Origin of the sequence: Corallococcus sp. AB032C (genome assembly GCF_003668935.1) — a bacterium.
GTDB lineage: Bacteria > Myxococcota > Myxococcia > Myxococcales > Myxococcaceae > Corallococcus > Corallococcus exiguus.
In genome coordinates this window covers 16,961-30,276 of the sequence record NZ_RAWP01000022.1, presented here as the reverse complement: position 1 = coordinate 30,276, position 13,316 = coordinate 16,961, and the positions used below count along the sequence as shown (strand labels likewise).

The 13,316-nt window shown below is 71.6% G+C and carries 2 protein-coding genes; both read left to right on the top strand.

What is annotated here, in order from left to right; all coding sequences use genetic code 11:
• Positions 1 to 78: 78 nt before the first annotated feature.
• Entirely contained in the window at positions 79 to 6,861 is a 6,783-nt protein-coding gene (locus D7X99_RS12505; RefSeq protein WP_199756337.1) for a polyketide synthase, read from the top strand.
• Positions 6,858 to 13,313, top strand: coding sequence for a non-ribosomal peptide synthetase (locus tag D7X99_RS12500; protein ID WP_121778000.1), 6,456 nt, complete (start codon positions 6,858 to 6,860; stop codon positions 13,311 to 13,313). Before D7X99_RS12505 ends, D7X99_RS12500 begins: the two co-directional genes overlap by 4 nt.
• Positions 13,314 to 13,316: the final 3 nt, after the last annotated feature.

Below are 13,316 nucleotides of genomic sequence, written 5' to 3'. Positions count from 1 at the left end.
GATTGGCCCGTCTTTCCCATTCTCTTCAATCTCAAACGCTCGGTACCTGACGGTCTGATGGACCCGGGGGATAAGTCCGTGGACGCAGCGCTCATGCAGACAGTGGTGGCGCGTTTCACCGCGCAGGCGTCCCGGACGCCTGACGCCGAGGCGGTCCGGTTCGAAGGCGCGGGGCTGACGTACGCGGCGCTGGACCGTCGCTCCAACCAGCTCGCGCACCACCTGCGGGGCCTGGGTGTCGCCACGGACGTGCTCGTCGGCGTGTGCCTGGAGCGCTCGGTGGAGATGGTGGTGGCGGTGCTTGCCGTGCTGAAGGCAGGCGGCGCGTATCTGCCATTGGACCCGGCCTATCCCGCGCCACGTCTGGCTTTCATGTTGGAGGACGCGAAGGCGCCGGTGCTGCTCACCCAGGCGAGGCTGCGCGCGGGGCTGCCTGCCTTCGCGGGCCCGGTGCTGTGCCTGGATGAGTCCCCTGCCCTCTTCGCTCCGGAGGCCCCGGCGTCGCCGGTGGACGCGTCGAGCCTGGAGGGGCTGGCCTACGCCATCTACACGTCCGGCTCCACGGGCACGCCCAAGGGCGTGGCCATGGGACACCGTCCGCTCGCCAACCTCATCGCGTGGCAGCTGGGCCAGTCCATCGCGGGGCCGGGCACTCGCACGCTGCAGTTCTCTCCGCTGTCCTTCGACGTGTCGTTCCAGGAGCTGTTTGGCACCTGGTGCTCCGGCGGAACGCTGGTGCTGGTGCGGGACGCGCTGCGGCTGGATGCCGTGCTGCTGTTGCAGCTGTTGGCCGACGAGCGCGTGGAGCGGCTGTTCCTGCCCTTCATCGCGCTGCAGAACCTGGCGGAGATCGCCACCTCGCACCAGAAGGTGCCGCCGGCCCTGCGCGAGGTCGTCACCGCGGGCGAGCAGCTCCAGGTGACGCACCACCTGCGCGCGTTCTTCGCCGCGCTGCCGGGCTGCGCGCTGCACAACCACTACGGCCCGTCGGAGACGCACGTCGTCTCCAGTTACGTGCTCCGGGGCTCGCCCGACGCGTGGCCCGCGCTACCGCCCATCGGCATGGCGGTGGACGGCTGCGAGCTGCTGGTGCTGGACGAGCAGAAGAAGCCCGTGCCGCAGGGCGATTCCGGCGAGCTGTTCCTCGCGGGCGTGTGCCTGGCGAAGGGCTACCTGCACCGCGAGGCGCTGACGGCGGAGCGCTTCGTGCCGCACCCGCTCAAGCCCGGCACCGGCGAGCGCGCCTACAAGACGGGCGACCTGGCGCGCGTGCTGCCGGATGGCAACGTGGAGTTCCTGGGCCGCATCGACGGCCAGGTGAAGGTGCGCGGCTACCGCATCGAGCTGGGCGAGATTGAAGTCGCGCTGGGCAGCCACCCGGCGGTGAAGCAGGTGGCGGTGGTGGCGCGCGAGGACGTGCCCGGCGACAAGCGGCTGGTGGCCTACATCGTCCCGGACGGCACGCTGGAGCACGCGGCCGGGACGCTGCGGCGCCACCTGTCCACGCGGGTGCCGGACTACATGGTGCCCTCCGCGTTCGTGGTGATGGACGCCCTGCCGCGCACGCCCAGCGGGAAGATTGATCGCCGCGCCCTGCCCGCCCCGCTGCCCACGCGGCCGGAGCTGCAGCAGGCGTTCGTCGCGCCGCGCTCGCCGCTGGAGCGCACGCTCGCGGACGCGTGGGCGCAGCTCTTGCGCATCGACCGGGTGGGCGTGCACGACAGCTTCTTCGAGCTGGGTGGCAACTCGCTGCTCGCGATCCAGTGCGTGGCGCGGCTGCGGCAGGCGCATGGGCTGGAGATCCCCATCGTCCAGCTGTTCCAGTCCCCCACCGTGGCGCAGCTGGCGGCGGTGCTGACGGGGGATGCGTCGCGTCCGTCGCTCAAGCAGCTGGCGGAGGCGCGGCAGGCGAAGCGTCAGCAGGCGGCGGGCGGCGCGGAGCCGGTGGCCATCATCGGCATGGCGGGCCGCTTCCCGGGCGCGCCCGACATCGAGACGTTCTGGAAGAACCTGGTGGGCGGCGTGGAGTCCGTCGCCACCTTCACGCGCGAGGAGGTGGACCCGTCCCTGCCCGCCGCCGAGCGCGACGCCCCCGAGTACGTGCGGGCGCGCGGCACCCTGGAGGGCGTGGAGCTGTTCGACGCGGCCTTCTTCGGCATCATGCCGAAGGAGGCGCAGGTGATGGATCCGCAGCAGCGCCTGTTCCTGGAGACGGCGTGGGAGGCGCTGGAGTCCGCCGGCTGCGTGCCGGAGACGTACCCCGGCCTCATCGGCGTCTTCGCGGGCACGCACAACAACAGCTACCAGCCGCTGCACGTGCTGCCCCGGCAGGACATCGTGGGACGGGTGGGCGCCTTCCAGGCGATGGTGGCCAACGAGAAGGACTACGTGGCGACCCGCGTCGCTCACAAGCTGGACCTGCGCGGGCCCGCGCTGTCGCTCAACACCGCGTGCTCCACGTCGCTCGTCGCGGTAGCGCAGGCCTTCTGGGCGCTCCAGACGCACCAGTGCGACGTGGCGCTGGCGGGCGGCGCGTCCGTGACGGTGCCGCAGAAGTCCGGCCACCTGTACCAGGAGGGCGGCATGCTCTCCCAGGACGGGCACTGCCGCCCCTTCGACGCGAACGCCACCGGCACCCTCTTCAGTGACGGCCTGGGCGCGGTGGTGCTCAAGCGCCTGTCGGACGCGCAGGCGGACGGCGACATCATCCACGCGGTGCTGCGCGGCGTGGGCATCAACAACGACGGCGCGGCCAAGGTGAGCTTCGCGGCGCCGGGCGTGGAGGGACAGGCCACCGCCATCGCGACGGCGCACGCGAACGCGGGCATCGACCCGCGCACCATCCGCTACGTGGAGGCGCACGGCACGGCGACGCCGCTGGGCGACCCCATCGAGGTGGAGGCGCTGTCGCAGGCGTTCCGCGCGCACACTTCCGACACGGGCTTCTGCGCCATCGGTTCGGTGAAGAGCAACTTCGGCCACCTCACCGCCGCGGCGGGCGTGGCGGGCCTCTTGAAGACGGTGCTCTCGCTGAAGCACCGCGAGCTGCCGCCGACGCTGCACTTCCAGACGCCCAACCCCAAAATCGACTTCCCGCGCAGCCCCTTCTTCGTGCAGGCGAAGCGCTCCGCGTGGCCGGAGGGCACCGGCCCCCTGCGCGCGGGGGTGAGCTCGTTCGGCGTGGGCGGCACCAACGCGCACGTCGTGGTGGAGGAGGCCCCGGAGCGTCCCGCCTCCGGCCCGTCGAAGCCGCGCCAGCTCCTCACTCTGTCCGCGAAGACGCCCGCGGCCGTGACGCAGGCGGCGCTACGGCTGGCCGCGCACCTCCAGGCGCATCCGGAGGACTCGCTCGCGGACGTGGCGCACACGCTGGCCACGGGCCGCAAGGCGTTCCCGTTCCGCCGCGCCGTGGTGGCGGGCACCCATGAGGAAGCGGTGCGGGCGCTGACGGCGGCCGAACCGGAGGCCTCCGCGCTGGAGTCCACGCCGCCCGTCGCGTTCCTCTTCCCGGGACAGGGCTCGCAGCATCCGGACATGGCGCACGGGCTGTACCGCCACGCGCCGGCCTTCCGCGCCACGGTGGATGCGTGCGCGGAGGTGCTCAAGCCGCTGCTCGGGCGCGACCTGCGCGAGGTGCTCTTCCCGAAGGACCCGGAGTCCCCCGAGGCCGCGGAGACGCTGCGCCAGACGTCGTTCGCGCAGGCGGCCCTCTTCACGGTGGAGTACGCGCTCGCGCAGCTCTGGTGGAGCTGGGGCGTGCGGCCGGGCGCGCTCGTGGGCCACAGCGTGGGCGAGTTCGTCGCCGCGTGCCTCGCGGGCGTCTTCACGCTGGAGGACGCGCTGCACCTGGTGGCGAAGCGCGGCCAGCTCATGCAGGCGCAAGCACCGGGCAGCATGCTGTCGGTGCGACTGTCCGCCGAAGCGGTGGCTCCCAAGCTGACGGACGGGCTGGCCATCGCGTCGGACAACGGGCCCCGCCTGTGCGTGGTGTCCGGCCCCACGGAGGCCGTGCAGCGACTGCAGGCCGCGCTGGAGGCAGAGGGCACCGCGTGCCGGATGCTCCAGACGTCGCACGCGTTCCACTCGCCGATGATGGAAGCCGCGGTGGCGCCGTTCCTGGAGACGGTGAAGGGCATGCGCCTGTCCGAGCCGCGCATCCCCATCGTCTCCACCGCGACGGGCACGTGGCTGAAGTCCTCCGAGGCGACGTCCCCTGAGTACTGGGCGCGGCACCTGCGCGACACGGTCCGCTTCTCTCCCGCGCTGCGCACGCTCTGGGACAAGGGCGACCACCTGATGTTGGAGGTGGGCCCGCGCGTGACGCTCGCCACGCTGGCGCGGCAGCAGGCCACGGCCGACCAGCGCTCGCGGGTGTTCGCGTCCCTGGGCGAGTCCACCGGCGATGCCGCGGACTGGAGCGCCCTCCTGACCGCCGCGGGCCAGCTCTGGCGCCGGGGCGTGGCCCTGGACTGGCGGGCCTTCCACGCCGACGAGCAGCGCCAGCGCGTCACCCTTCCTACGTATCCCTTCCAGCGGCAGCGCCACTGGATCGACCTCGAGCGGGCGCCCGTGCCCGCCCCCACCCTCTCCACCGGAGTCGCCGTGAGTCCCGCCCCCGTTCCCCGTGCCGAGCGTCTTGTCCCCACTCTGCGCAACCTGTTCGAGGAGCTGAGCGGCCTGGAACTGGCCGACGCGGATCCGGGCGCGAGCTTCCTGGAGCTGGGGCTCGACTCGCTGGTGCTCACGCAGGCGGCGCTCGCGGTGCAGAAGCAGTTCGGCGTGAAGGTGACGTTCCGGCAGCTGCTGGAAGAGGTCGCGTCGCTGGGACAGCTCGCCGCGTACCTCGACGGCCGCATGCCGCAGGAGACCGCGCCCGCGCCGGTGGCCGCCGCCCCGGCCGCGCAGATGACCGCGAACATCCTCGGACAGCCGCAGGCCGCCCCCTCCGCGGGCGCCGCGTTCCCGGCGCAGGCCATGCCTGCTGTCGGTGCCTTCCCCGCGCAGGGCGCGCCTGCGCAGTTCGCCTCCGCCGGTGCCGCGTTCCAGGCCCAGGCGATGGCCGCGCCCGCCGGGACGCTCCAGGCGCTCGTCGCGCAGCAGCTCTGGCTGATGACCCAGCAGCTCGCGCTCCTGTCCGGTCAGCCCGCGCAGGCGCTGGTCCCGCAGTCCTTCGCCCAGGCTCCCGCCGCGCAGCCTCAGGCCGAGCAGGCCCCCGCCGCGCAGCCGCAGGCCGCCCAGCCCACCGCTCCCGCTCCGGCCGCCGCGCCGGATGAGGCCGACCTCAAGGGCCCGGTGAAGTACGACGTGAAGAAGGCCTTCGGGGCCATCGCGCGCATCAGCCTGGCGCCGAAGGACTCGCTCACGCCCCGCCAGCAGACGTTCCTGGAGGACTTCACCCGCCGCTACAACGCGAAGACGCAGGGCTCCAAGCGCTACGCCCAGGACAACCGCAACCAGCTGTCGGATCCGCGCGTGGTGACGGGCTTCCGCCCGCTGCTCAAGGAGCTCATCTACCCGCTCGCCGTGAACCGCTCCAAGGGCTCCAAGCTCTGGGACATGGACGGCAACGAGTACCTGGACGCGCTCAACGGCTTCGGGTCCGTGCTGTTCGGCCACGCGCCGGACTTCATCACCCAGGCCGTGCACAAGCAGGTGGACGACGGCTACGAGCTGGGGCCCATGCACCCGCTGGCCGGCGAGGTCGCGAAGCTCGTCTGTGAGTTCACCGGCGCGGACCGCGCGGCGCTCTGCAACACCGGCTCCGAGGCGGTGATGGGCGCGATGCGCATCGCCCGCACCGTCACCGGCCGAAGCACCATCGCCATCTTCAGCGGCAGCTACCACGGCATCTTCGACGAGGTGCTGGTGCGCGGCACCAAGAGCCTGCGCACCGTGCCGGCCGCTCCGGGCATCATGGCGGGCGCGGTGCAGGACGTGCTGGTGCTGGACTACGGCACGCCGGAGTCGCTCGAAATCCTGCGCTCCCGCGCGGACTCGCTGGCCGCCATCATGGTGGAGCCCGTGCAGAGCCGCCGCCCGGACTTCCAGCCGCGCGAGTTCCTGCACCAGCTGCGCGACCTCACCCAGAAGTCCGGCTCCGTCTACATCTTCGACGAGGTCATCACCGGCTTCCGCATGCACCCGGGCGGCGCCCAGTCCCTCTTCGGCGTGCAGGCGGACGTGGCCACCTACGGCAAGGTCGTGGGCGGCGGCATGCCCATTGGCGTCATCGCGGGCAAGCGCCCGTTCATGGACGCGCTGGACGGCGGCCACTGGCAGTTCGGCGACGACTCCGTGCCCACGGTGGGCGTGACGTACTTCGCCGGCACGTTCGTGCGTCACCCGCTGGCGCTCGCCGCCGCGAAGGCCGCGCTGGAGCACATGAAGGCCGCGGGCCCGGAGCTTCAGCGCAGCGTGAGCGCCAAGGCGGACACGCTCGCCACCACGCTCAACGCGTTCTTCGACGAGGTGGGCGCCCCGCTGCGCATCAAGCACTTCGGATCGCTGTGGAAGACGTTCGTCACGGCGGACGCCGCGAACGCGGACCTGCTGTTCTGCCTGCTGCGCGACAAGGGCATCCACATCTGGGATGGCTTCCCGTGCTTCTTCACCACGGCGCACTCGGACGCGGACCTGCAGCGCCTCATCACCGCGTTCCAGGACAGCGTCACGGAGCTGCAGGACGCGGGCTTCCTGCCCGGCACGGCCCGCGCCCAGACGCAGGCCCCCGCCGCCTTCGATTCCAACCAGCCCCCCGTCCCCGGCGCTCGCCTGGGGCGTGATCCGCAGGGCAACCCCGCCTGGTTCGTCCCGCACCCCACGGTGCCCGGCAAGTTCGTCAAGCTGAGCGAGACCCGATGAAGACCCCCGCGACCCCGATTCAGGACCTGCCCGAGGACTTCGACCCGTTCGCAGGGCCCGCGCTGCTGCTCACCGCGACGTCCACCGAGCCCCAGCGCGAGGTGTGGACCGGCGTGCAGATGGGCCCGGACGCGTCGTGCGCCTTCAACGAGTCCATGTCCGTGCGGCTGCACGGCCCGCTGAACGTCGAGTGCCTGCGCGCCGCGCTCCAGGACCTGAGCGAGCGGCACGAAGCGCTGCGCACCACGTTCAGCGCGGATGGCCTCACGCTGTGCGTGGCCGCCACCACGCCCTTCCCGCTGGAGCTGCTCGCGCTGGACGCGCTGCCGCCCTCCGAGCGCGACGCCCGCGTCCGTGAGCTCGTGGCCCAGGAGGTGGAGACGCCGCTGCCCCTGGAGTCCGGGCCGCTGCTGCGTCCGCGCCTGACCCGGCTGTCCGCGGAAGAGCACCTGCTGACGCTGACCGCGCACCACATCGTGTGCGACGGCTGGTCCATGGCGGTGATGCTGCGCGACCTGGCGACATTCTATTCGGCGCACGCGCGGAGCACCCCGCACACGCTGTCGCCCGCGCCCACGTTCAGCGACTACGCGCGCGCGCAGGCCCAGCTGGCCACGACGCCGGAGTACGCCGAGCACGAGCGCTATTGGCTGAAGCAGTTCTCCGGTTCGCTGCCGGTGCTGGAGCTGCCGCTGGACCGGCGCCGTCCGCCGTCCAAGACGTACAGCTCCCGGCGTGAGGACTACGTTCTGGAGCCCGCGCTCGTGGAGCAGATCAAGCGCGTGGGCGCGCGCCACGGTGGCAGCTTCTTCACCACGCTGCTGGCGGGCTTCAAGGCGCTGCTGCACCGGCTGACGGGGCTGGAGGACGTGGTGGTGGCCATCCCCGCCGCGGGCCAGTCCGTGGCCGGCCTGAAGGACCTGGTGGGCCACTGCGTGAACGCGCTGCCCCTGCGCAGCAACGTCGCCGCGGAGGCGCCCTTCACGCAGGTGCTCAAGCAGCTGCGCACCACGATGCTCGATGCCTACGAGCACCAGGAGTACACGTTCGGCACGCTGCTCAAGCAGCTGGCGCTGCCGCGCGACCCCAGCCGGCTGCCGCTGGTCAACGTGCTGTTCAACGTGGACCAGGCCGTCACGGGCGAGCAGCTGGCGTTCCAGGGCCTCACCTGCACCCTGGCGAGCAACCCGCGCCACTACGAGAACTTCGACCTCTTCATCAACGCGGCCGAGGCCCATGGCCGCGTGGTGCTGGAGTGCCAGTACAACACCGACCTCTTCGATGGCTCCACGGTTCGCCGCTGGATGTCATGTTACGAAGAATTGCTGCGGGGCGTGGTCGCCGACGCGGAATCGCCCGTTTCGCGCCTGCCGCTCTTGCCCGCCGCCGAGAAGCAGCGTGTGCTGGTGGACTGGAACGCCACGGAGAAGCCGTTCGACCGTCAGGCCTTCGTCCACACGCTCGTGGCCGCCCAGGCCCAGGCCACGCCGGACGCGATGGCCCTGCGCGTGGGAGAAGTGACGCTCACGTACCAGCAGCTGATCCAGCGCGCCCATCAGGTGGCGAACGCGCTGAAGCAGGAGGGCGTCGCGGCCGGGAGCCTCGTCGGCCTCTTCACGAATCGCGGCGCGGACATGGTCGTGGGCCTGTTGGGCATCCTCGAAGCGGGTGCGGGTTACGTCCCGCTCGACCCCGGCTTCCCGCCGGAGCGTCTGGCCTTCATGGTCGAGGACGCGAAGCTCTCCACCATCCTCACGCAGCAGGCCCTGGTGGCGTCCCTGCCGTCCACGAGCGTGAAGCCCCTGCTCATCGAGGACACGGCCTCGCAGCCCGAGTCCGCGCTCCCGGCGCAGGACGTCTCGCCGGAGGCCGTGGCGTACGTCATCTACACGTCGGGTTCGACGGGCAAGCCCAAGGGCGTGCGCGTCCCGCACCGCGCGGTGGTGAACTTCCTGGGCACCATGCAGGAGGCCCCCAGCCTCTGTGCCCAGGACGTGCTGCTGGCCGTCACCACGCTCTCCTTCGACATCGCCGTGCTGGAGCTGCTGCTGCCCCTCACCACTGGCGCCCAGGTGGTGCTCGCCTCGCGTGACACGGCTTCCGACGGCGCGCTCCTCAAGGCCGCGCTGGAGTCCAACGCCGTCACCGTCATGCAGGCCACGCCCTCCACCTGGCGCCTCCTGCTGGAGGCCGGCTGGCAGCCGCGCCCCGGCTTCAAGGCCCTCGTCGGTGGCGAGGCCCTTCCCCGCGAGTTGGCCGAAGCGCTGCTCGCCCGCGTCGGCAGCCTCTGGAACATGTACGGCCCCACGGAGACCACCGTCTGGTCCACCACCTGGCGCGTGCAGCCTCCCCTCTCCTCCATCCGCATCGGCCGCCCCATCGCCAACACCCAGCTCTACCTCCTCGACCCTCACCTGGCCCCCGTGCCGGTGGGCGTCGCGGGCGAGCTGTACATCGGCGGCGACGGCGTGACGCTCGGCTACCTCCACCGGCCCGAGTTGACGCAGGAGCGCTTCCTGCCCAACCCCTTCCGCTCCGGCGAGCGCATGTACCGCACCGGCGACCTGGCCCGCTGGCTGGCCGACGGCACCGTCGAGTACCTGGGCCGCAATGACTCGCAGGTGAAGCTGCGCGGCTTCCGCATCGAGCTGGGCGAAGTCGAGGCGGCCCTCGCCTCGCATCCGTCCCTGGCCCAGGCCGTGGCCCTCGTTCGCGAGGACCGCCCCGGTGACCGCCGCCTCGTCGCGTACCTCATCGCGCGGCCCGGCCAGACGATTCCGGCGGACGAAGCCCTGCGCGCGCACCTCAAGCAGGGGCTGCCGGAGTACATGGTGCCGCAGCACTTCGTGGCCCTGCCCGCGCTGCCGCTCACGCCGAACGGCAAGGTGGACCGCAAGGCCCTGCCTTCGCCGCAGGTGGAGTCGCAGGAGGACGCGTTCGTCGCGCCTCGCGATGAGACGGAGCAGAAGCTCGCGGCCATCTTCGCGGACGTGCTGGGGCTGCGCCGGGTGAGCGTCACGGCGGACTTCTTCCGTCTGGGTGGCCACTCGCTGCTGGCGTCGCAGGCCCTCACGCGCGCGAGCCGTGACCTGGACGTCAGCCTCACGCTGCGCCGAATGTTCGAAGCGCCCACCGTGGAGAAGCTGGCCCGGCTGGTGCGCGGCGACGACGGAGCCACCAGCCCCGCGCAGCGCATCTCCGCCCGCGCCGGCACCGCGCCCGCGCCGCTGTCCCTCATGCAGCAACGGCTGTGGTTCCTGGAGCAGCTCAACCCGGGCACGGCCGTCTACAACCTGCCCTCCGCGTTCCGCCTCCACGGCGCGCTGGACGTGGGCGCGCTGCGCTTCAGCTTCAACAAGCTGATGGAGCGCCAGTCGTCCCTGCGCACCTTCGTTCGGTGGGACGAAGGCACGCCGGTGCAGCACGTGGCCCCGTCCCTGACGGTGGAGCTGGAGCCGGTGGACCTGGAGCCCGTCCCCGCGCACACGCGCGAGGAGGACCTGCTGCGCCGCCTCCAGGCGATGGCGGACGAGTCCATCCCCATCACCGCCGCGCCACTGTTCCGGCTGACGCTGTTCCGGCTGGGCGCCAACGAGCACGTCCTCTTCTTCATGCCCCATCACCTCATCTGGGATGGGTGGTCGTTCGATGTGTTCCTGCGCGAGCTGGACATCATCTACTCCGCGCTCACCCAGGGCCAGGAGCCCAAGCTCCCCACCCTGCCCATCCAGTACGCGGACTTCACCGAGTGGCACCGCCACTGGCTCCAGGGCGAGGAGCTGGAGCGGCAGGCGCGCTACTGGAAGGGGAAGCTCTCCGGGAGCCTGCCCGCGCTGGAGCTGCCCACGGACAAGCCGCGCCCCGCGCAGATGAGCCTCAAGGGCGGCACGGAGCCCTTCGTCCTCACCGGCGCGGAGGTGGCCGCCCTCACGAAGCTGGGCCGCGAGTCCAACGCGACGCTGTACATGGTGCTGCTCACGGCGTTCAAGACGCTGCTGCACCGCTACAGCGGCCAGGAGGACCTGGTCGTGGGCACGCCCATCCGGGGCCGCTCGCATCCAGAGGTCGAGGACCTGCTGGGCTTCTTCGTCAACACGCTCGTCCTGCGCACGCAGCTGGCGCCGGAGCAGACGTTCCGGCAGCTGCTGGAGCGCGTGCGCACCACGTGCATGGAGGCCTTCGGCCACCAGGACATGCCCATCGAGCTGCTGATGCAGCAGCTGGGTGTGCAGCGCGACCTGAGCCGCACGCCGCTGTTCCAGACGTTCTTCACCTTCCAGGACGTGCGCAACCGCGGCTCCAGCCTGGGTGACCTCACCTACGGCCAGGTGCACGTGCACGCGCACGCGACGCCGCTGGACCTGAGCTTCTGGGTGAAGGAGACGGCGAACGGCATCGTCGGCGGCATGGACTACAACACCGACCTGTTCGAGCGGGACACCGTCGTCCGCATGCTCGAGCAGATCCGCACGCTGCTGCGCGCCGCGGTGTCCGACGCGGAGGTGCCGGTGTCGCGCATGCCGCTGCTTCCCGAAGCGGAGAAGCAGCGCGTGCTGGTGGACTGGAACGCCACGGAGAAGCCGTTCGACCGTCAGGCCTTCGTCCACACGCTCGTGGCCGCCCAGGCCCGGGCCACGCCCGACGCGGTGGCGCTGCGCTCCGGCGCCGTGACGCTCACGTACCAGCAGCTGATCCAGCGCAGCCACCAGGTGGCGAACGCGCTGAAGCAGGAGGGCGTCACCGCCGGGAGCCTCGTCGGCCTCTTCACCGAGCGCGGCCCGGACATGGTGGTGGGCCTGCTGGGCATCCTCGAAGCGGGCGCGGGCTACGTCCCGCTCGACCCCGGCTTCCCGCCCGAGCGTCTGGCCTTCATGGTCGAGGACGCGCAGCTCTCGCTCGTGCTCACCCAGCGCGCGCTCCATAGCACCCTGCCCTCCACCACGGCGAAGTCCCTCTTCGTCGAGGACACCACGTCGCAGGCGGACACGGCCCCCGAGGTTTCCGCCGTCACGCCCGAAGCCGTGGCGTACGTCATCTACACGTCGGGTTCGACGGGCAAGCCCAAGGGCGTGCGCGTCCCGCACCGCGCGGTGGTGAACTTCCTGGGCACCATGCAGGAGGCCCCCAGCCTCTCTGCCCAGGACGTGCTGCTGGCCGTCACCACGCTCTCCTTCGACATCGCCGTGCTGGAGCTGCTGCTGCCCCTCACCACAGGTGCGCAGGTGGTGCTCGCCTCGCGTGACACCGCCTCCGACGGTGCGCTCCTCAAGGCCGCGCTGGAGTCCAACGCCGTCACCGTCATGCAGGCCACGCCCTCCACCTGGCGCCTCCTGCTGGAGGCCGGCTGGCAGCCGCGCCCCGGCTTCAAGGCCCTCGTCGGTGGCGAGGCCCTTCCCCGCGAGCTGGCCGAGTCGCTCCTCGCCCGCGTCGGAAGCCTGTGGAACATGTACGGCCCCACGGAGACCACCGTCTGGTCCACCACCTGGCGCGTGCAGCCTCCCCTCTCCTCCATCCGCATCGGCCGCCCCATCGCCAACACCCAGCTCTACCTCCTCGACCCTCACCTGGCCCCCGTGCCGGTGGGCGTCGCGGGCGAGCTGTACATCGGCGGCGACGGCGTGACGCTCGGCTACCTCCACCGGCCCGAGTTGACGCAGGAGCGCTTCCTGCCCAACCCCTTCCGCTCCGGCGAGCGCATGTACCGCACGGGCGATTTGGCCCGCTGGCTGGCCGACGGCACCGTCGAGTACCTGGGCCGCAATGACTCGCAGGTGAAGCTGCGCGGCTTCCGCATCGAGCTGGGCGAAGTCGAGGCGGCGCTCGCCTCGCACCCGTCCCTGGCCCAGGCCGTGGCCCTCGTCCGTGAGGACCGTCCCGGTGACCGCCGCCTCGTCGCGTACCTGGTGACGAAGCCGGGACAGGCCTACACGGACACGGAGCTGCGCAAGCACCTGCGCTCGCAGCTGCCGCAGTACATGGTGCCGCAGCACTTCGTGGAGATGGAGGCGCTGCCGCTCACGCCGAACGGCAAGGTGGACCGCAAGGCCCTGCCGCCTCCGGCGGGTACCACGCGTCCCGTCGAGGACGCCTTCGTCGCGCCGCGCACGCCGACGGAGCAGCACCTGGCGCGCATCTGGCGGGAGGTGCTCGGCATCGCGCAGGTGGGCGTGCACGACAACTTCTTCAACATCGGCGGGCACTCGCTCCTGTCCTTCCAGGTGGTGATGCGCGTCAAGAAGGAGCTGAACCAGGAGCTGCACCCGCGCACGCTCCTGCTCAACACGCTGGAGCAGGTGGCCTCGCAGCTGGCGCCCGCGGCGGCGGCTCCCACGCCCGCCGTCAGGACGCAGCCCGTCATGCCGCCAAAGACTGCCACTCCGGAGACTTCTGTTCCCCTGGCGCAACGCTTGTTCAATAAGCTGAAGGGGAAACTGCCGGGACGCTCGGACTGAGCG